The 20,288-nt window shown below is 65.2% G+C and carries 18 protein-coding genes; 13 read left to right on the forward strand and 5 right to left on the reverse strand.

The genetic code is table 11. The features are described from left to right. Position 1 precedes the first annotated feature (1 nt). From LWC34_RS11080 to LWC34_RS11095, 4 genes are read left to right on the forward strand one after another with little or no spacing between them, the layout of a single operon-like run. On the forward strand, positions 2–991 hold the full coding sequence (locus LWC34_RS11080; protein WP_233724898.1) for a carbohydrate ABC transporter permease: 990 nt from the start codon (positions 2–4) through the stop codon (positions 989–991). Further along, positions 988–1,875 carry a carbohydrate ABC transporter permease gene (locus tag LWC34_RS11085; RefSeq protein WP_233724899.1) on the forward strand — a complete coding sequence of 296 codons (888 nt, stop codon included), beginning with the start codon at positions 988–990 and terminating at the stop codon, positions 1,873–1,875. Before LWC34_RS11080 ends, LWC34_RS11085 begins: the two co-directional genes overlap by 4 nt. 4 nt (positions 1,876–1,879) lie before the next feature. Beyond that, the gene (locus LWC34_RS11090) at positions 1,880–3,157 is read left to right on the forward strand and encodes a 6-phospho-beta-glucosidase (RefSeq protein ID WP_233724900.1); all 1,278 of its coding nucleotides are present in this window, start codon (positions 1,880–1,882) and stop codon (positions 3,155–3,157) included. Next, positions 3,154–4,239: an N-acetylglucosamine kinase gene (locus LWC34_RS11095; RefSeq protein WP_233724901.1), complete on the forward strand. Its 1,086-nt coding sequence runs from the start codon at positions 3,154–3,156 to the stop codon at positions 4,237–4,239. Before LWC34_RS11090 ends, LWC34_RS11095 begins: the two co-directional genes overlap by 4 nt. Here LWC34_RS11095 and LWC34_RS11100 read toward each other — a convergent pair. Next, positions 4,129–4,923, reverse strand: a complete 795-nt coding sequence (locus LWC34_RS11100; RefSeq protein ID WP_233724902.1) for an Rv1486c family protein — start codon at positions 4,921–4,923, stop codon at positions 4,129–4,131. The two genes, LWC34_RS11095 and LWC34_RS11100, sit on opposite strands and share 111 nt — an antisense overlap. Before the next feature lie 73 nt (positions 4,924–4,996). On the opposite strand from LWC34_RS11100, the gene LWC34_RS11105 reads away from it, so the two are divergent. Genes LWC34_RS11105 through LWC34_RS11115 form a run of 3 tightly spaced genes read left to right on the forward strand, consistent with a single transcriptional unit; the run spans position 4,997 to position 8,965 of the window. Further along, a complete protein-coding gene (locus LWC34_RS11105) occupies positions 4,997–5,617 on the forward strand; it encodes a TetR/AcrR family transcriptional regulator (protein WP_233724903.1) in 621 nt (206 codons plus the stop codon). Positions 5,618–5,627: 10 nt separating this feature from the next. Beyond that, positions 5,628–7,025 (forward strand): sigma 54-interacting transcriptional regulator, encoded by a 1,398-nt coding sequence (locus LWC34_RS11110; RefSeq protein WP_233724904.1) that lies wholly within the window; start codon positions 5,628–5,630, stop codon positions 7,023–7,025. Beyond that, complete coding sequence (locus LWC34_RS11115) at positions 7,022–8,965, forward strand: vWA domain-containing protein (RefSeq protein WP_233724905.1); 1,944 nt, start codon at positions 7,022–7,024, stop codon at positions 8,963–8,965. Before LWC34_RS11110 ends, LWC34_RS11115 begins: the two co-directional genes overlap by 4 nt. A gap of 35 nt (positions 8,966–9,000) precedes the next feature. Here LWC34_RS11115 and LWC34_RS11120 read toward each other — a convergent pair whose 3' ends face one another. Then, positions 9,001–9,249 (reverse strand): DUF2283 domain-containing protein, encoded by a 249-nt coding sequence (locus tag LWC34_RS11120; protein ID WP_233724906.1) that lies wholly within the window; start codon positions 9,247–9,249, stop codon positions 9,001–9,003. Positions 9,250–9,517: 268 nt separating this feature from the next. On the opposite strand from LWC34_RS11120, the gene LWC34_RS11125 reads away from it, so the two are divergent. The 4 genes from LWC34_RS11125 to LWC34_RS11140 all read left to right on the forward strand — a co-directional run bounded on the left by LWC34_RS11125 (position 9,518) and on the right by LWC34_RS11140 (position 15,534). After that, a complete protein-coding gene (locus LWC34_RS11125; RefSeq protein ID WP_233724907.1) occupies positions 9,518–10,534 on the forward strand; it encodes an ABC transporter substrate-binding protein in 1,017 nt (338 codons plus the stop codon). Continuing rightward, positions 10,535–12,064 carry an ABC transporter permease gene (locus LWC34_RS11130; protein WP_233724908.1) on the forward strand — a complete coding sequence of 510 codons (1,530 nt, stop codon included), beginning with the start codon at positions 10,535–10,537 and terminating at the stop codon, positions 12,062–12,064. It abuts the gene before it with no gap. 130 nt (positions 12,065–12,194) lie between these two features. Continuing rightward, positions 12,195–14,003, forward strand: a complete 1,809-nt coding sequence (locus LWC34_RS11135) for a Xaa-Pro dipeptidyl-peptidase (RefSeq protein WP_233724909.1) — start codon at positions 12,195–12,197, stop codon at positions 14,001–14,003. A 262-nt stretch (positions 14,004–14,265) separates the two neighbouring features. After that, the gene (locus LWC34_RS11140) at positions 14,266–15,534 is read left to right on the forward strand and encodes a M20 metallopeptidase family protein (RefSeq protein ID WP_233724910.1); all 1,269 of its coding nucleotides are present in this window, start codon (positions 14,266–14,268) and stop codon (positions 15,532–15,534) included. A gap of 196 nt (positions 15,535–15,730) precedes the next feature. On the opposite strand, the gene LWC34_RS11145 is transcribed toward LWC34_RS11140, so the two are convergent. Both LWC34_RS11145 and LWC34_RS11150 read right to left on the reverse strand, forming a co-directional pair. Continuing rightward, complete coding sequence (locus LWC34_RS11145; protein WP_233724911.1) at positions 15,731–16,201, reverse strand: hypothetical protein; 471 nt, start codon at positions 16,199–16,201, stop codon at positions 15,731–15,733. 188 nt (positions 16,202–16,389) lie between these two features. Continuing rightward, positions 16,390–16,824, reverse strand: coding sequence for a nitroreductase family deazaflavin-dependent oxidoreductase (locus tag LWC34_RS11150; RefSeq protein WP_233724912.1), 435 nt, complete (start codon positions 16,822–16,824; stop codon positions 16,390–16,392). 111 nt (positions 16,825–16,935) lie between these two features. Here LWC34_RS11150 and LWC34_RS11155 point away from each other — a divergent pair, with 111 nt between their 5' ends. Together LWC34_RS11155 and LWC34_RS11160 are read left to right on the forward strand one after the other, a co-directional pair. Continuing rightward, on the forward strand, positions 16,936–17,607 hold the full coding sequence (locus LWC34_RS11155) for a TetR/AcrR family transcriptional regulator (RefSeq protein ID WP_233724913.1): 672 nt from the start codon (positions 16,936–16,938) through the stop codon (positions 17,605–17,607). A 74-nt stretch (positions 17,608–17,681) separates the two neighbouring features. After that, positions 17,682–18,872, forward strand: coding sequence for a cytochrome P450 (locus tag LWC34_RS11160; protein WP_233724914.1), 1,191 nt, complete (start codon positions 17,682–17,684; stop codon positions 18,870–18,872). A 215-nt stretch (positions 18,873–19,087) separates the two neighbouring features. On the opposite strand, the gene LWC34_RS11165 is transcribed toward LWC34_RS11160, so the two are convergent. After that, a complete protein-coding gene (locus LWC34_RS11165) occupies positions 19,088–20,239 on the reverse strand; it encodes an LGFP repeat-containing protein (protein ID WP_233724915.1) in 1,152 nt (383 codons plus the stop codon). Positions 20,240–20,288: the final 49 nt, after the last annotated feature.

The raw sequence follows: 20,288 nt of genomic DNA on the forward strand, positions 1-20,288 counted from the left end.
GATGACTGCCACTCTGCGTCATCCGGACACGGACTCGGCGCCAGCCCCCGCACGGGGGCTGGACCGGGTCCGGTCCCGCCGCCGATGGGTCCTGGTCGGGTTCCTCGGTCCCGCGGCGGTCGGATTCCTGATCTTCTTCGGCTACCCGCTGATCGCGACGCTCTACTTCTCGTTCACCCGGTACGACCTGATCAACCCTCCACAGTGGATCGGGTTCGACAACTACGTCCGGATGTTCACCACCGAGCCGTTGGTCGGTACCGCCGCGTACAACACGCTGTGGCTGGTGATCGTGCTGACGGTGTGCCGGGTGATCTTCGCCCTCGGTGTGGCGTCGGTGATCTCCCGGCTCAAGCGCGGGCTCGGGTTGATCCGGACACTGTGTTATCTGCCCGCGCTCGCCCCGCCTGCCGCGGCGACGCTGGTGTTCGTGTTCGTGTTCAACCCGGAATTCGGTCCGGTGAACCGGTTCCTGCGCTGGCTCGGTCTCGAAGGTCCACTGTGGTTCAGCGACCCGGCGCTGTCCAAGCCGTCGCTGACCCTGTTGGTGCTGTGGGGATCCGGCGAGCTGATGATCATCATTCTGGCCGCGTTGCTCGACGTGCCACAGGAACAGTACGAGTCGGCCTCTTTGGACGGTGCCGGTCCGGCGCGCCGGTTCTGGCACATCACGCTGCCGAACATCTCGCCGGTGCTGCTGTTCGGCATCGTCAACTCGATGATCTTCGCCTTGCAGTTCTTCACACAGGCGGTCGTCGCCGGGTCGGCGGCGTCCAACCAGTCCGATGTGGCCGGTAGTACGCAGTACATCGGCGCGCCGCAGAACACCACGCTGACCTATCCGATCTGGTTGTACGTCCAAGGCTTCCGGTACGCCAACATGGGTTACGCCGCGGCGATGGCGGTACTGCTGTTCATCGTCTCAGCCGCGTTCACGGTGATCCTGGTGCGGCAGTTGCGCAAGGCCTCGCACGTTGAGGAGGCGGCATGACCGCGACACTGGAGCGACCACGTACCGGTGGGTCGCCGGTCATCCAGCAGCGCCAGCGAGCCTGGCGGGCGATGCTGTTCTGGATCGCCACGCACAGCGTGGGTCTGGCGCTTGGCATCATGTTCACGCTGCCGGTGATCCTGGTGCTGCTGACCTCGTTCATGGCCAGTGACCAGGCGATGACCTCAAGCTTCTGGCCGGAGTCCTGGCACTTCGAGAACTTCGGCGAGGTGTTCGAGCGGGCACCGATGCTGACCTACATGATCAACAGCTTGGTGTACTCGCTGTTGGCCGTGCTCGGCATCCTCGTCTCGGCCGTGCCGGCGGCCTACGCGCTGGCCAAGCTGAAGTGGCGCGGCCAGACGTGGGCGTTCATGCTGGTCGTCGTCGCGATGATGCTGCCGCCGCAGGTGACCATCGTGCCGCTGTTCGATCTGTGGGTGCGGATGGGCCTCACCGGCACGCTCGTCCCGCTGATCGTGCCGTACTTCCTGTTCGACGCGTTCAGCATCTTCCTGCTGCGCCAGTTCTTCCTGACCATCCCGAAGGACTATCTGGACGCGGCGAGGATCGACGGCTGCAACGAGTTCAGGGTGCTGACCAGAGTGGTCATACCCATGGCAAAGCCCGGCATCGCCGCCGCGGCGATGTTCTGTTTCCTGTTCACCTGGAACGACTACTTCGGACCGTTGCTCTACACGGCCGAGAACCGGGACAGCTGGACGTTGTCGTTGGCCATTGCGTCCTTCAGGGGGATGCACCACGTGGAGTGGAACCTCACGATGGCCGCGACCGTTCTGACGATGGCGCCGGCGATCGTGCTGTTCGTGTTCGCGCAGAAGTCGTTCGTCAAGGGGATCACGTTCACGGGAGTGAAGGGTTGACGCGATGAGACTGACCGTTGTGGGTGGCGGGTCCACTTACACGCCGGAGCTGGTCGACGGCATAGCCGGGCGGCGAGCGAGTCTGGACGTCGACGAGATCGTGCTTGTCGACCCGGACACCCACCGGTTGCGCGTCGTCGGCGATTTCTGCCAGCGACTGCTTGAGCACGCGGGCCATCCGGCCAAGGTGCTCACCACGTCCAGCCTCGAGCAGGGTGCCGAAGGTGCTTCGGCGGTGCTGCTGCAGCTGCGGGTCGGTGGGCAGAAAGCCAGGCGGTCCGATGAGACCTTTCCGCATGCCTGTGGGTGTATCGGTCAAGAGACGACCGGGGCCGGTGGCCTCGCCAAGGCGCTGCGCACCGTCCCGGTCGTGCTCGACATCGCCGAGCGGGTCCGGCGCGTGGCCGGTGAGGACACGTGGATCGTGAACTTCACCAACCCGGTCGGCATTGTGACCAGGGCGCTGATCCAGGCTGGGCACCGTGCTGTCGGGCTGTGCAACGTGGCGATCGGCCTGCAGCGCAAGTTCGCCAAGCTGTTCAATGTGGACACTGATGCCGTCCGGCTCGACCACATCGGACTCAACCACCTGACGTGGGAGCGTGGCGTGCACGTGACCACGGCGGACGGCACGGTCGACCGGCTGCCCGATCTGCTCGGTGAGTTCGGCGACGAGGTCGCGGCCGAGCTCGGCGCACCGGTCGACTGGATGCGCCGGATGAACGCGATCCCGTCCTATTACCTGAAGTACTACTACGCGCATGACGAAGTCCTGGCTGACCAGTTGGAGAACCCACCTCGGGCCGACGTCGTCATCGAGGTGGAGAACGAGTTGCTCAAGCAGTACGCCGACCCGAGCGTGGTGACCAAGCCGGAGAGCTTGGCCAAGCGCGGCGGTGCCTTCTACTCCGAGGCTGCCGTGCAGCTGGTGCACGCGCTGACCGGCGGCGGGCAACCGGAAGAGCACGTCGTCAACGTGCGGAACAACGGGGCCATGCCGTTCCTGCCCGACGACGCCGTGATCGAGGTTCCGGCCATTGTGGACGGTGCAGGTGCCGTGCCGCTGCCGATCAAGCCGGTCGAACCCCGGTTCTCCGGGCTGATCTCGCACGTGACCGCCTACGAGTACCTGGCGCTGGAGGCAGCGCTGCACGGCGGCCGTGACCGGGTGGCCGACGCGTTGCTCGCGCATCCGTTGATCGGCCAGTACAAGTTCGCCGACCGGCTGGCCGACGACCTGATCGCCGCCAACCGTGCTGATCTCCCATGGACTAACGAATGAGCGGGCAGGACGCTGTCGTCATCGCGATCGATGGTGGCGGCAGCAAAACCGACGTGATGCTGGTGGACGCATCGGGCACGATCCTCGGCCGAACCCGAGGCCCCGGTGCGTCGCCACAGACCGTCGGCATGGAAAAAGGCCTAGGGGTCTTCGAAGAGCTCGTGATCGACGTGGTCAAGCAGGCAGGCCTGCCGCTCACCCGGCCGTACGGCACGCACCTCGCGGCCTACCTGGCCGGTGCGGATCTCCCGATCGAGGAAGAGGACCTGTCGCGTGAGCTGACCGCGCGCGGCTGGTCATCCTCCACTGTGGTCGGCAACGACACGTTCGCCTTGCTGCGCGCGGGAACCACGGACGGTGTCGGTGTCGCGGTGGTGTGTGGCGCTGGCATCAACTGTGTCGGTGTGGCCGAAGACGGTCGCGTGCACCGGTTCCCGGCGCTGGGCAAGATCTCCGGCGACTGGGGTGGCGGATACCAGCTCGGCTCGGAGGCGTTGTGGTGGGCGGTGCGCGCGGCAGACGGCCGTGGCCCGCGGACCGCGCTGCTTCCCGCTGTGGTCAGCCACTTCGGCGCCAAGGACGTCTTCGAAGTGGTGGAACGGCTGCATTTCGAGAGCCTGCACCGGGACGTGATCCACGAGCTGTCCCCGGTGCTGTTCCAGGTCGCGGCAACCGGTGACGAGGTCGCCAATGGCGTGGTCAAGCAGCTGACCGACGAGGTCAGCTGCCTGGCGGTCACGACGATGCGCAAGCTCGACATGACCGGCGAGGCGCCAGTGATCGTTCTTGGCGGTGGCGTGATGACGGGCGTTTCGCGGGATGTCATCGATGTCATCGAGCGCCAATGCGTCGAAGCCGCGCCTCGGGCCGAGGTCAGGGTCGTCGACATCGCCCCGGTTGTCGGCGCGGCACTGCTCGGCCTCGACGCGATCGGGGCGTCCACCACCGCCAAGGCGCGGCTGCGGATGAGCTCAGTGCCGTCCAGCGTGGTCGGAGAGAACCCGGACAGCCTCGTCAACGGCAGCGCACCGGGCGAGCCGGACAGCGTCGGAAAGCGGGCGGAGAGCTTCGGAGCGTCGTAGCGCCGCGGAGGACGACAACGCACCGCCGGGGTCGTCCTCCGCAGCCACCTCGAGGATCGCGGAGACCTCGGCGGCGCGCTGCAGAACACGCAACGCCTTCTGCGGCATGCCAACTGGCCAACGGGCCCGCGCGCTGGCCGCGACGCGTTCCTTGATCTCGTGCCGCACGCCGGGCCGGTTGCTCGTCAGGTCGAGCGAGGCCAACGTGCCCGCGGCCTCACGCATCGCGGTCGAGAGGTTGTGGTCGGCCTCGCCCAACGGCGTGTGCTCCGCGGGCGTGGGCGTCGGCAGGTCGTACACGGTCCATCGGATCACGCCGTCGGCCACGTTCTCCGGCACGATCCCGACGCCAGCGTCAGGCACAACGACCGCCTGACCGGCGTCAACGGCCGCGCTGGCCAGCCTGGTCGATCCGCCAAGCCCACGGACATCGCCCGGTACCGGGATCACCAGGTGCGCGGTCGTGGCACCCGCCTTGCGCAGTGCGGCAAGCAGCGCGGCCATCTGGCCAGCGCGCTCGTCTTTGGCGGGCAGTTCCAGCGCTGTGGCGGTTCCTTCATCGTCCGCGACGACCTCGTGCAGCTCAGCCCAGACAGCGAGGGCGTCGAGCGTGTCGTCGGGCGCTGCGGCTCCGTGCAACCAGGCGGAGCCCCACACAGCGAACGTGGCGCTTGGGAATGGCACGCGGGAAGTGTATTGCGTGCTCATTCACTCGAACGCAGCAGGTAAACTGGACCGCGTAGTCCATACGAAGAGGTTGACCCCCAAGGGTGCCGCGACCCGGCAACGGATCATCGAGGGCACGTCGGTCGAGGTTCGTGAGCGTGGTGCGGCGGCGACCACGCTCGATGACGTGTGCGCGCGGACATCGACGAGTAAGAGCCAGATTTTCCACTACTTTCCCGGCGGGAAAGAGGAGTTGCTGCTCGCGGTCGCCGCCTATGAGGCCGACCGGGTGCTGGCCGATCAGGAGCCGTATCTGAGCTCGCTGACCTCGTGGGAAGCCTGGCAGAACTGGCGTGACCTGGTGGTGCGGCGTTATCGCAAGCTGGGCGTGCACTGCCCGCTCGGGGTGCTGATCACCGAGTTGGGACGCAAGACTCCGGCCGCGCAGGCGTTGACCGGTCAGTTGCTTGAGCGCTGGCAGGGCCAGCTGCGCGCCGGGGTGACGGCGATGCAGACGGCCGGGCAGATCTCGCCGTCGCTGGACGCCGACCGGATCGCCGCGTGGCTGATCACCGCTGTCCAGGGCGGCGTGGCGGTGCTGTTGTCGACTGGGAAAAGTGACCATCTCGAAGCGGCATTGGATACATCACTCGCCCTGCTGCGCGCGAAGCCGGAGCTACTCCACGTTGGCGCTTCGCAAGATCCGACGTAGCGTCAATGAGGTGAATCGTGGAAATCTGCCACGTACAGTCGGCGAGCTGAAGGCCGCCGGTCATCAGCAGCGTGGCGTGAAAACCGAGATCAGGGACAACTTGCTGGCCATCCTCCGGGCCGGCGGCGATCCCTGGCCGGGAATTGTCGGGTTTGACCGTACTGTCCTGCCGCAGCTGGAGCGTGCACTCCTCGCTGGGCACGACATCGTATTGCTGGGTGAGCGCGGCCAGGGTAAAACCCGCCTCCTGCGGACACTTGTCGGGCTGTTGGACGAGTGGACGCCCGTGATCGACGGCTCGGAACTGGGCGAGCACCCGTACGAGCCGATCACCGCCGAGTCCAGGCGCAAGGCCGCCGAGCTTGGCGATGATCTGCCAGTGTCCTGGCGGCACCGGTCCGAGCGGTACGCCGAGAAACTGGCCACTCCGGACACGTCCGTCGGTGACCTGATCGGTGACGTCGACCCGGTGAAGGTCGCACAGGGCCGCAGCCTCGGCGACCCCGAGACTATCCACTTTGGACTCGTTCCTCGGTCGCATCGCGGCATCATCGCGGTCAACGAGCTGCCGGACCTGGCCGAGCGGATCCAGGTCGGCCTGCTCAACGTGATGGAAGAGCGCGACATTCAGATCCGCGGCTACACCATGCGGCTGCCATTGGACGTCCTGCTCGTGGCCACGGCCAACCCTGAGGACTACACCAACCGCGGCCGGATCATCACGCCGCTCAAGGACCGGTTCGGAGCGGAAGTGCGCACGCACTACCCGTTGGACGTGGACGACGAGATCGACCTGGTCCGCCAGGAATCCCAGTTGGTCGCCGAAGTGCCGGACCCACTGATCGAGGTCGTTGCCCGGTTTGTCCGCAACCTCCGCGAATCCGCGGCCATTGACCAGCGTTCAGGCGTGTCGGCCCGGTTTGCCGTGGCCGCGGCGGAAACCCTGGCGGCGGCGGCATTGCGGCGGGCGGCGCTGACCAATGAGGACGAGCCGGTCGCGCGGCCGATCGACCTCGACGCGATCCCTGACGTGTTGCGCGGCAAGCTCGAGTTCGAGGCCGGTGAAGAGGGCAGGGAAGTCGAGCACCTCGTGCACCTGCTGCGGATGGCGACCGCGGAGACGGCTCGGTACGCGTTCGCTGGGCTCGACCTGAGCCCACTGGAGGACGCGATCGGCGAAGGCCGGATCGTGACGACAGGTGAGCGTGTTCCGGCGACTGATGTGCTGAATGCCTTGCCGGAATTGCCTGTTCTGCACGAAGTCGCGGAGCGTGTGGGTGTGAAGCCGACGGACTCCGCTGGCCGCATCGCCTCTGCGGTTGAGCTGGCGTTGGAGGCCTTGTACCTGTCACGCAGGCTGGCCAAGGACGCCGATGCTGAGGACGGCACGGCGGTGTACGGGATATGACACGGTTCGCGTACCTGCCGTGGAATGACGGTCCGGATCCACTGGCGCCACCAGTGGATCTGCGGGCCGCGCTCGACCAGATCGGCCGGGACGTGATGGAAGGCTCGTCGCCCCGGGCCGCACTGGAAGAGCTGCTGCGCCAAGGAGTTCGCGGTACCCGTGGCCTCGACGAGATGACCCGGCGCCTGTGGCAGGAGCGAGCCCGCTTGCAACGCAGGCATCGGCTCGACGGCACATTGCAGGAAGTCCAGCGTCTGTTGCAGGAGGCGCTGGAGGCTGAGCGCAGGCACCTGTTCCCGGATCCGTCGGACGACGCGCGGTTCCGTGAAGCCCAGTTGGACGCGTTGCCGTCGGGAACCGCGGCGCAGGTACAGGAACTGGCGAACTACGACTGGCAGTCCCAGCAAGGCAGGGAGAACTACCAGAAGATCCAGGACATGCTCGGCCAAGAGCTGATGGAGTCCCGGTTCCGTGGCATGAAGCAGGCGTTGCAGGACGCCACACCCGAGGATGTCGAGCGGGTCCGGGAAATGATGTCGGACCTCAACGACCTGCTGGCTTCGCACGCCCGTGGCGATGCGAACACCCAGCAGCAGTTCGAGGAATTCATGCGCAAGCATGGCGAGTTCTTCCCGGAGAACCCGCGTAACGTCGATGAACTCATCGACGCGCTGGCCGCACGGGCCGCGGCGGCGCAGCGCATGATGAACTCGATGTCCGCCGAGCAACGGGCCGAACTGGGTTCGTTGATCCAGCAGGCCTTCGGCGATCCCCGGCTGGCCAGCGAGATCAGCAAGCTGGACGCGCACCTGCAGTCCTTGCGGCCAGGGGAGGACTGGAACTCCAGTGCCCGCTTCCGTGGCAAGGATCCGTTCGGGATGGGCGACGGCGTGCAGGCGATGCAGGACATGGCCGAGATGGACGCGTTGGCCGAGCAGTTGGGCCAGGCCTATCCCGGTGCGCGCCTTGAGGACATCGACCTTGAGGCGCTGGAACGCCAGCTCGGCCCGGAGTCCGCTGTGGACGCTCGACGACTGTCCGAACTGGAGCGTGCGCTGCGCGACCAAGGGCTGATCGAACGGGCCGCGGATGGATCGTTGCGGTTGTCTCCCAAGGCAATGCGTCGCCTGGGCGAGACGGCGTTGAAGGACGTCGTCAACTCGCTGTCGTCAAGGCGTGGTGAACGGGACACTGCTCGTGCTGGTGCCGCCGGTGAACCGACGGGCTCGTCCCGTCCGTGGGAATTCGGTGACACAGAGCCGTGGGAAGTGTCCAGGACTGTGCGTAACGCGGTGCTGCGGACCGCGGGTTCGGGCGGAACGGTCACATTGGACGTCAAGGACGTCGAGGTGATCGAGACCGAGCAACGGGCTCGTGCCGCGGTGGCATTGTGCGTGGACACGTCGTGGTCCATGGTCCAGGACGGTCGATGGCTGCCGATGAAGCGGACCGCGTTGGCGCTGCACCATTTGGTGAAGACGCGGTTCCGTAGTGACGCGCTTGAGCTGATCACCTTCGGCCGGTACGCCACCAAGGTGGACATGGCCGAGTTGACCGCGTTGGAAGGCGTGTGGGAGCAGGGGACCAACCTGCACCATGCGCTTCTGCTGGCCGGGCGGCATATTCGGCGCCATCCGGATGCGCAGCCGGTGGTGATCGTGGTGACCGATGGCGAGCCGACGGCCCATCTGGAGCCGGACGGGGATGCGGAGTTCAACTATCCGCCACTGCCTCGGACGCTGCGGTTGACCTTGGCTGAAGTGGACAAACTGGCTCGGCTTGGCGCTTCGGTCTCGGTGTTCATGTTGGGTGAGGACGAGCGGTTGAAGGCGTTCGTCGACGTCATGGCCCGGCGTAGCGGTGGCCGGGTGGTCGCACCGGATCTGGACGGTCTTGGGGCGGCAGTGGTGAGTGATTATTTGCGGAACAGGCAGCGATAGTTCTGGTGGCCACCTTCGGTAGGTGGCCACCTCGCCTATTCCGGCGTTCGCAGGAGTTCCAGCAGGCCTTCCGGCAGACAGGCCGATGCCCCCAGGATCTCGATCCCGTGCACCTTCCGGCCGTCTTCGACGTCGAGGATCATGTCCGAGCCCGGACCGCTCCACACGAACGGCTGCCGGAGCGATGCCCTGACCGCATGTCTCTCGTCAACGGGCGACAGGTAGATGTACGCCGCGTCCACCTCGGCGTCATAGGTGATCTTCAGGGTGCCAACCACGTGCATCGGCGCAGCCTGCCACGCGGTGGGTGATTACCCGAATTGATAACTTCCCGGCATGACGATCACCACAATGTGCCTCACGCTGGGTGATGCCTAATTGTGACATTCGGTGGACCCAACCCCTGAATGGCTCAGTATTGGTTGCTGACCTGCTGATCCATTCGGACTATTCGCATGTTTTTTTCTGGGGCGGAAGCGATCCAACTGGCCAAGATCGACCCCGATCGGCCTAGCATGAGCCGCCTCACAGGTCGGATCTTCGGAGGATCGAATGTTTACGGCACGTGCGCGCAGGGGGCTCCGTCTCGCCGCGGCGGCTGTGGCCACCCTGCTTTTCGCCGCCGGGTGCGGCATCCTGGACGGCTCGTCCGACAAACCGTCCACTTCGACCGGTCAGGTCGAGAAGCCCACAGTACGGATCGGGATCATCGCGTCAGTCGACGACGCACCGGTCAAGGTCGCCGAGAAGCTCGGTTTCTTCGCGGCGGAAGGACTCAATGCCGAGGTCAAGCTGTTCCAGTCGGCCGCGCAGACCATGCCGGCGCTCAACGGCGGCGACCTCGACTTCAGCTTGATGAACTACGTGACCTACTTCCAGGCCGCGTCGTCAAAGGCCCTCGACGCGAAGATCGTCGCCGACGCTTACCAGGGCACCAGCGACGCGCTGGTGATGCTGGCGCGCCCCGGCGTGACCATCGCGTCCGCCAAGGACTTCGAGGGCAAGAAGGTCAGCGTGCACCAGCCGCCGGGCAACATCGCGGACCTGTTGTTCCGCAGCACGTTGCGCGACAACGGCGCTGACCCGAGCAAGGTGACCTACGTGCCGGTGCCGTTCCCGAACATCCCGAACGCGCTGAAGACCGGCCAGATCGACGCGGGCATCGCGATCGAGCCGTTCATGACGCAGGCGGAGAAGGAAACCGGCGCGCAGCGTGTGCTCAAGGTGATCTCCGGGCCGACCCAGGACATGCCGCTGAGCGGCTACGTCTCGCCGACGAAGTTCGCGCAGGACAACCCGAAGACCGTCGCGGCTTTCCAGCGTGCGATGGCCAAGGCACAGCAGGCAGCCGGCGACCGCGGGAAGCTCGCCGAAGTCATGCTCGACCTGACCGGTGTCGACAAGGCCACCGTGCCGCTGCTCAACCTCGGCGTGTTCCCGACTTCGCTGGACGCCACGCGGTTGCAGCGGGTCGTCACGCTGATGGAGAGTTACCCCGACCTGTCCAAGCTGACGCAGAAGATCGACGCCAGCACCTACATGTACGCCCCGACGCCAGCGGGCAGCTGAGTGCGGCTGATTCGTTCCTTGATCGGGCTGGTCGGCTTCCTGGTCCTGTGGGAGGCCGCCAGCCGGTTCATTGTCGACGCGGATCTGATCCCACCGCCGTCCGAAGTCCTGGTGCGGTGCCTGACTCTGGTCAATGAGGCTCGGTTTCTTGCCGACGTCGCTTCGACGGCGTTGTCGTGGCTGATCGCGTTGTGCCTTGCGATCGTGATCGCTGTCCCCATTGGACTCGTGATCGGCCGGATTCCCTTGGTACGCACGGCAACCATGCCGATGATCGAGTTCATGCGGCCGTTGCCTGGCGTCGCGTTGATCCCGTTGATCACAGTGGTGCTCGGTGTCGGCGCGCAGACCAAGATCACGCTGGCCACGTTCGCCGCGGTCTGGCCGATCCTGTTCAACACCAGCTATGCCGTCGCCGAAGTGGACCGGAACATGCTCGAAACCGCCCGTGCGTTCAGGACCTCCCGTCGCCGGATGTTGTCAGCGGTGATCGTGCCGAGTGCGGCACCGTTCATCCTGACCGGTGTGCGGCTGTCCGCGTCGATCGCCTTGATTGCCGTGGTGGCAACCGAGTTCATCTTCGGCGGCAGCATTGGCGTCGGCCAGTTTGTCTTTGTCCACGGCCTCAGCGCTGGCCGCATGGACACAGTGCTTGCGGTGACAGTGCTCGCGGGCCTGTTCGGGTTGCTGATCAACGCTTCGCTCGCCGGTGTGCAACGCCGTTGGCTGGGGTGGCCCACGTCGGGAGCGTCGGGCGATGCCACCGGTTCCCGTCGGCGCTGGACGCTTGTGTTGAGTTGTGCGGCCGTGGCCGCTGTTTTGGTTATCTGGCAAGCGATTGCCAGTGCGGCTGCCGATCCGTATTTCCCGCCGCCATCGCAGATCGCTTCTCGTGCGGGCGATCTCTGGTTCGCGCCCGCGCTGCTGACCGGTGATATCCTGCCCAGCCTTGGCCTGCTACTCGGTGGCTGGCTGATTGCTTCGGTCTTGGGGATCATCGCGGGCATCGCGCTTGGTCGTGCTGGCACGGCGATGGACTATGTCGGCGCGCTGTTGGCGTTCGCCCGGTCCGTGCCGCCGCCGTTGCTGGTCCCGGTGTTCATGGTGATGTTCTCGCTTGGCCCGCAGACCGAGCTGGTCACCATTGTCTCTGGCGCGACCTGGCCGGTCCTGCTCAACGCCGTGGATGGCGCCCGGTCCGTTGATGCGACGAAAACCGATACCGCGCGGGCATTCCGGATCACTCAGGCCTCGTGGATCTTCGGTGTGGTGTTGCCCGCTGCCGCGCCCAAGATCTTCGCGGGTCTTCGGCTGAGCCTGTCGATCGCGTTGATCCTGATGGTGTTGTCCGAACTTGTCGGTACGAGTAGCGGAATCGGCTACCAGCTGAACAATGCACAGGGATATGCCGATCTGGCTGGCATGTGGGCGTGGATCGTGCTGATCGGCGCACTGGGTTTCCTGCTCAACCGGTTGCTGCTGGTCGTGCAGCGGCGCAGCCTCGCATGGCATGGCGGCCAATTCGGCTGAGGGATGAGGCCCTGCGCTTGTCAAGCGGCGCAACGGGTGTTCCGGTGATCGGAATTCACCGGACAACTGTGAATGAATCGGTCCTTTCGGCCGTGGCAGCTCGACGGCCTTGGTCGGTTCGCTCAAAGTCATGGGACGACTACGAATCGCGGTCACCGCTGCCTTAGGAACGATTCTGGTCTCGACGGTCATGCCTGTGCCCGCTGCCGCACAGGACATCGAAGAGACCACGCCGAAATACTCGTATCAGAACGCCATCCGTGAGGATGTGTTCGTCGAAGCGCCGATGGACAGCGACAAGGACGGCAAGAACGACCGGATCGCGATCCAGCTGATCAGGCCGAAGGAGACCGATACCGGGCTGAAGACGCCCGTGGTGATGGAACCGAGCCCGTACTATCGCGCGCCCGGCACCCTCGCCGAGCAGCCATACGGATTCCGCGGCTGGTACGACGAGTTCTTCGTACCGCGCGGGTACACCGTGATCGAGGCCGAAATGCAAGGCACCAGCCGGTCCGGCGGCTGCCCCACGACCGGTGACGCTGAGGACACGCAGTCCATGAAGTCGGTAGTGGACTGGTTGAACGGGCGGGCGAAAGGCTTCTATGCCAGCGGGTCTGAGGCGGTGGCATCGTGGAGCACCGGAGCGGTCGGCATGGTCGGCGTCTCGTACAACGGGACCCTGCCCAACGCCGTCGCCGCGACGGGTGTCGAGGGGCTGAAGACGATCGTGCCCATCGCGGCGATCTCCAGCTGGTACGACTACACGCGCGACGCGGGCATCGGCTACCAGGGTGCGTGGGGCAGCAGGTATCCGGAGTACCTGGCCAACTACGTCGCCAGCGCTGCCTCGAAGCAACGGTGTGCCGCGTTCATCAAGTCGTTGGGTGACAACGCGAACGACGACAGCTGGGACTACACGCCGTTCTGGGCCGAGCGTGACTACAAGCCCAGTGTGGACAAGGTGAAGGCGTCGGTTCTCCTCGTGCACGGCATGGAGGACTGGAACGTCAAGCTGCGTCACGGTGTCGCGTGGTGGAACCTGCTGCAGCAGCGCAACATCCCGCGCAAGATCTGGCTGCACCGCAGCGCCCACATCGACCCGGTCAGCGCTCGCGCGGACGAGTGGAAGCGCGTGATGCACCGTTGGATGGACCACTGGCTGTTCGGCATGAACAACGGGATCATGGACGAGCCGATGGCCGACATCCAGCGCCCGAACGGAGCCTGGGAAACCCACCGCAGCTGGCCGGACGCAGCGGCCCGCAACGTGCGGCTGAACTTCGGCCCGGCCGCATCGGGTGTCGCGGGCACGTTGCAGGCAACGCGCCCGGCAGCGTCGACCCAGACCTTCACCGACAGCAAAACCCAGTCCGAGACGACGGCGATGGCCGATTACACGGTCGCGGGGCCGAACCGGCTTGTCTACGTGACGCCGGCGCTGACCCAGGCGGCCCGGATGTCGGGTACGCCGAAGGTGAACGTGACCGTCCGGTCGAACACCGCGAGTGCGCCACTCACAGCGCTTCTGGTGGACTACGGTCCAGGCACGGCATTCAGCGTGCAGGACATGTCACCGGAAGAACTGATCAACATGGAATGTTCGCTGACTGATATCGATCAGAAGACCGGTTGCGCGGCGCCTTATCAGTCACGTGCCGCGGCAGTTACGGCCACAGTGATCACGCGTGGCGCGATCGACCTGAAGAACCGTTCGTCGCTGTCTTCCGGGACTCCGCTTGTGCCGGGCCAGACGTACACGGCTTCTTGGAAGCTGCACGGCAAGGACTACGTCGTCCCCGCCGGGCACCGGATCGGTCTCGTGCTGATGGGCAATGACCGGACGTACATCTCGGTCGACCAGGCCGCGGGTGCGCTGACAGTGTCGCTTGACGGCAGCAGCCTCGACATCCCCGTTGTGGGCGGCCGAGTCAGCTGAAGGTAAGGAGAACCGGCCCTTGGTTGCCAGGGGCCGGGTTCCTTGTCGATGATGGTGCCCACTAGCGGCGAGTGGGCATCTGCGGGAGTCGCTTGCTGCTCCGACCCTAGCGGTCTGTTCGGGGTAGACATAACACCACACTCGAGAAGCGGGCTGGCCTCAGTGCGGTCCTGCTGATGATCGCTCCAGAATCGTATCGACTGGGGCTCGTCATTCCTGATGGTGACGAGATCCGTTGGCAGTCGTTACCACTGGAGGATTCGTGTCGAACTCAGAAGACCGTGGCATCAGTCGTCGCGTGATGCTCGGCGGAGCCGCGGCTTTGGCGGGAGCCGGGCTGGTGCGCACGCCGGTAGCGTTCGCAGACAACGCTCCGGCACCATTGAATGTGGAGGCCGTGGCGTCCCAGTTGGACAGTGGTTTGATCGCGTTACGTCGTGATATCCGCTGCCACCCCGAGGTTGCAGGCCAGGAACGGCGCACAGCCGGATTGGTGGCGCAGCGGCTTCGCTCGGCTGGTCTCGCCGTGACAACGGGTGTTGGCGGGCATGGGGTCGTGGGGGTTCTCAAGGGTGCTCGCCCCGGCCGGACGGTTGCGTATCGGGCCGATATGGACGCCGTACCGCCGGACGCGCAAATACCGGGCGGCTTGGATGCAGCCCATGTGTGCGGACACGACATCCATACCACCGTTGGCGTTGGTGTCGCGGAGGTTTTGGCGAGGCTGCGCGACCGAATGGCAGGCACCGTCGTGTTCATCTTCCAGCCTGCCGAGGAGTCACTGGCCGGTGCTGCCGCGATGCTCGCCGATGGTGTTCTCCGCGCGACTCGTCCGTCAGAGATTCATGCCATGCATTGTGCCGGGTTCTCAGTCGGCAAGTTCGCTGTCACGCCGGGGTTTGGGATGCCGGGCTTGGACCGCGGCACCATCACCCTCACAGGCTCCGATGCGATGGGTCAGGCGCAGCGGCTCGCCAGAGAGATCAGCGAACTGGGCACGGTGTCGTTCCCCAGCACGCCCGAGGACCTCGAACGGGTCACGGCAGAGATCCAAATACCGAACGGACCACTGGCCCAGTTCATTTTCATGAGGACCAACGTGCCCGACGGCCAAGCCGCGGTGTCTGTGTCCTACCGCTGCTGGCCCGAGTCGCGGTACCGCGACGTCCGTGCGGACATCCGCCGCCTGGCCCAGTCATACAACGGGGCGACAGTGTCCTTTCCCGACGACCCGTTCCCCGCCATGCACTGTCCTGAACGGGAAGGCCGTGCCATTAGACAGTACTTGCGACAAGCATTCGGCCACGACAATGTCGCGACACTGCACGCCGCGATCCCGTTCAACGGCGAGGATTTCGCGCTGTTCCTTGACCAGATTCCTGGCACCTATACCTTTCTTGGCGTTCGTGCACCCGGAGCGGCCATCGAAACCAGCTATCCGCACTTCGGCACCTTCACTCCGGACGAGCGGGCCATCGGCTACGGCGTCCGCGCGATGGCTGGCTGGCTCGCCAGCCGCATCCGCCCTTGAACCGTCACCGATAACGGATCCCGCCGCCGATGAGCACCTACCTGGGTGGGGCTTGGGGCGTGGCCCGGACATGCGCTGGTTCGGAAGAAGCTGGGTTGGGCGTGGGTGAGTCGGACAACAAGCCGGGTTGGCTGAGGGCATGGCTTCGGCATCCGCTGATTCGGGCATGGGCTGGGTTGGGGTTGTCCGGCGGGTGCTATGCCTGTCCGTTGTTGCGCATCAGGATGGCTGCCGTTCGTTGGAACTCGGCCGCTCTGGCCGGGACTTTGCCTTGTCGCAACGAGTACCACGACAAGGACGACAGGGTTAGGTTCTCTGCTCCGTTCTTGCCCACCAGCAGGACTGTCTTCGATGGAAGGATTGATGGCCCCTCGCCGATGGTGACTTCGTCGATGTCGGTCCAGGGCATCCGTTGGACCGTCCAGAACAGGCCATGCTCTTCGACGTGTTCCGCCCGCACTACGACCCGGGACTGGCGGGAGGAGCGGATCATCAGGACTCCGCCTACACCCATCGCCCCGACAGCGATCAGGTCGCCTGTGGCACTTGGACCTGCGACGAAGCCAGACATCCCGACCAACACGAGCAGTATGCCTTGGGCGAGGATCAACCAGCGCCATGGTGACCGAAGTACGTGGGGGAGTTCGAGAGCGGGTTTATCGGTCATGTCCGCAGTCGCCTTCGCGCTGCCAGTGAATACCCGCCGACGATGTGTCTATGGGCGCGCAGGTGAACTTCAGGTCCGATGTGGCCGGAACATCGGCGAGTGTCACCAAGCCGCTGCGGGTGATCTGCGGGGATGGGTTGGCAGGCAACGTTCTCCTTTGCCCGGCCGCAGGTTATGCGGTCGGATCGTCAGCGTAGGCGGAAGACGGGGAAGTCGGGGGCGATTTCGCGCAGTCTTTCGTCGCTGGACTCCGCCGTCACGTTTTCGAAGAAGCGGCCTACTTCCCATGCCCACTTCTTTAAGTACAGCCGGAGGATCTCGGGTTTTTCGTCGTCTGGGATCTCGACTGCTTGGAATGGTTCTACTTTGCGGCCGAGGCGTAGTTCTCCGCCGCCGGCTGCGCGCATGTTGCGGACCCACTGGGTGTGGCCGCGGGGTGCGACCAGGTAGCGCTCTCCGTTATATGTCAACGGGTTCACAGGCACCGTTCGCCATTCACCGCTCTTTCGGCCGCGTACGGCCAGGACTCGGCTGCCTGCCAGGCTGATGCCTATCTGGGTGAGGAACTTGGCGACCGGGTTGAAGATCTTGTCGGCGCCTGAGGGCTTGATGTTGCGGACCATTCTGCACTCCTGATGTGAGCGGTGCTCTCTGATGTGATCAGTGAACACTCTTGGCGCCTGGATGTCAAGAGCGGTGCTCTCGGTACTGTGCAGTGCTCTACACTGAGACCTATGAATGCTGCGAGGACTGCGCGGGATCGGGCAAGGGCGGAGTTGACTCAGGAGATCAAGAACGAGGCGCGTAGGCAGTTGGCCATCGATGGCGCGCAGAAGCTGTCCTTGCGGTCTGTCGCGCGTGCGCTGGGGATGGTGTCGTCGGCCCTCTATCGGTACTTCCCGAGCAGGGATGAGCTGCTGACGGCGTTGATCATCGACGCGTACAACGCGGTTGGGGATGCGGCCGAGGGGGGAAAGGTGGGCCAGACGCCACGGGAAAGGTGGACAGCCGCGTGTCAGGCGATCCGGGCGTGGGCGCGGGCGAATCCGCATGAGTACGCCCTGATCTACGGCTCGCCCATCCCGGGATATGTGGCGCCGGCGGATACGGTCGCCGCCGCGGCCCGAGTTCCGTTGACGTTACTCAGCATTCTTGGCGAAGCCGAGTTGAAGCCCGCGTTCGAGAGCGCTCCGCTGACCAACGGGTTGGCTGGTCAATTGGCGGCGATCGAGCTCGACGTGGACTTGCCGTTGGAGACGGTCAATCGCGCCATCGTCGTATGGAGTCAGCTGTTCGGGATGCTCAGTTTCGAGCTGTTCGGCCAGTTCGTCGGCAGTGTTGACCCGACGGATGAGTTCTTCGCGCACGCGACCGGGCAGATGGCGGACTTCGTCGGCCTGCCGTGAGATGGCAGCAATCGGTGACTTCTTGACGCTTCCTTAACTTCACAACTTTGTGAATCTCGTGTAGTCATTGAAGCATGACCACCGAAAGCATTCAGGGCCTGCCGACCCAGCGCCCGAATCCGCTTGACCCGCCCGAAGAGATCGGCGCCCTGCGCGCGCAAGACTCGATGGTGCGGATGACGTTCCCTGACGGTCATCTCGGCTGGCTGGCGACCGGGCACCACGCGGTCCGCTCGATACTGGCCAACCCGGCGTTCAGCAACCGGATCGACCTGACCCACCCGATCATCCCGGCGAAGCGGCTGACCAGCCAGTCCATCAAGGACTTCCCGATGCCGCCTGGCATGTTCAACCGGATGGACGACCCAGAGCACGGCCGGATCCGGCGCATGCTCACCGGCCAGTTCACCGTGCGCCGGATGAAGCAGCTCGAACCGCGGATCGAGCAGATCGTCAACGAGCACCTCGACGCGATCATCAGCGCCGGACCGCCGGTCGACCTGGTTCCCACGTACACATTGCCGGTCCCGTCACTGGTGATCTGCGAACTGCTTGGCGTCCCATACGACCGGCGCGGCCAGTTCCAAGGCGACGCGTCCACCTTGCTGAATCTCGAATCCGGCGCCGAAGACGCGATGGCCGCATGGGTATCGATCAACAACCTGCTCAGTGATGTCATCAACGAGAAGCGCTCCACGCCCGGTGACGACCTGCTGAGCGGCCTGATCGCGGAAGACGAACTGACCCACGAAGAACTCGTTACCATCGGCATGGTCCTGCTCATCGCGGGCCACGAGACAACCGCGAACATGCTCGGCCTCGGCACGTACACGATCCTGCAGAAACCCGGTCGCGCCGAAGCGCTGCTGGCCGACCCGGCCGGAGCCGTCGAGGAACTGCTGCGCTACCTCTCGATCATCCACTTTGGACCAGTACGGACCGCGCTCGAGGACGTGGAAATCGAAGGGCACCAGATCAAAGCGGGCGAGGCGGTCGCGATGTCGGTTCCGGGCGCCAACCGGGACCCGGAGAAGTTCCACGATCCCGACGAGCTGGACCTGACCAGGCACGCGCAGGGGCATATGAGCTTCGGCCACGGCATCCACCAGTGCCTCGGCCAGCAGCTGGCCCGGATCGAGATGCGGATCGGCTTCGCGGCGTTGCTGCGCCGCGTGCCCACGCTCAGGCTGGCCGGTGAGGTGCGGTTCCGTGACCGGATGACCATCTACGGCGTGTTCAACCTGCCCGTGACCTGGGATGTATGAAGATCGTCATCATTACCGTCGGCTCGCGTGACGCTGCGGAGGCGGCACGCGCTGAGTCCACCAGTGTCCTCGCGATGATCACATCCAGCCCATTCTTGGATGAGGGTGCTCTGCCATCGCCCTCGCTGCAGGCCGGTCGCCCATAAGGTCCCCATAAGGTCCCCACAAGGTCACTGTGAGGCAGACCAGAATGGTCGGATGGATCTCGGAACACGTCACTTCGGTGGAGTGAGGACGTATGGTGCGGCCGGAGTGCAGATCGAGCGGCGCAGGAAGCGTTTGTCGCAGGCTTGGACGTTCACGATGTAGGCGGCGGCGGGGTCGGCATCGTCTATTGTGTACTCATTGCCTGCCACTTCGACACTCGGCACGTCGATCTGGCTCAGCGTCTGCCAGCTGACGTTGTACGCGTCGGCGATTGCCCAGTGCCAGGCCAGATGGATCTTCGTGCCGTCCCGTTCGGCACGGACCAGGCATGGGCGGTCGTATCCGGAACACGGGCCGCCCGCGACCTGCGTGGGCTGAAAGCCGTTGCCTGGCACGGCGACCGGTGGTGTGTCCGCGGTCTTGCTGATGTGTCCGCGTTCGAAGTTCACGTAGTGGACGTCCCTATCGGCCAGGATCGTGCTGGTCGGCTCGCCCAGTGTCTGCCAGTTGGCTTGCCACACCGCGAAGAAGTCCGGCGGTGCGAGGAAATCGCCGACTGTCGCGGTGATGGTGAAGAAGCCCGTGGTGGTTTGTTCGTACGCCTGTCCGCCCGCTGTCAGACCGGTCTGCCCGGTCGGGCAGCCGAGTCTGCCCGACTTGCCTTCATGCCTGATCCAGGATTCCCGGATGCGCGCGTCTTTCGGCACCGACGGGCAGCCGAAGACCGCCTCGTGGTTGGCCCTCGCGGTATGGACGATGACGGCGACCGAGGTCGTCATCGCGACGAAAGCCAGCAACAGCAGGACAATCGGCACCCAACGCGGGTTGGCACGTGGGTTGGCCTCGGCCGGTTCCACGCGGATGATCAGGCGTGCGGTGCTTGTCTGCCGTGACGCCCAGAGCGCCGCCAGCGGAGCGATGGTCAGGACGGCGGTGCTGATCGCGTAGTCGGCCTGGAACTCGACGGCCACGCTCGCCGTCGCGGCCACACCGCCGACGCCGAAACCGCTGATCACGATGGCTCTGGCGATGCGCCACCACCATGGTGAGTCCAGCATCTGGCCCGCCCAGAGCCGGGCATCGGACCAGACACCCGGATCGGGGTGCGCACGACCGGCCGCGGCCAGCCGGACCACTTCCCGGCGCTGCCGGAAACCCAGTTGCCACCAAGCGATCTGGGTTCCGGCGATCTCAGCGAGACGACGTTCGGGTGCGGGCACCCGGCCGAGTGTAGGCTCGATCCGCGGGGGAGGGATTGGCCATTTCGAC

It is taken from the genome of Kibdelosporangium philippinense (genome assembly GCF_021390435.2).
In the GTDB taxonomy this organism is placed as follows: Bacteria; Actinomycetota; Actinomycetes; order Mycobacteriales; family Pseudonocardiaceae; genus Kibdelosporangium; species Kibdelosporangium philippinense.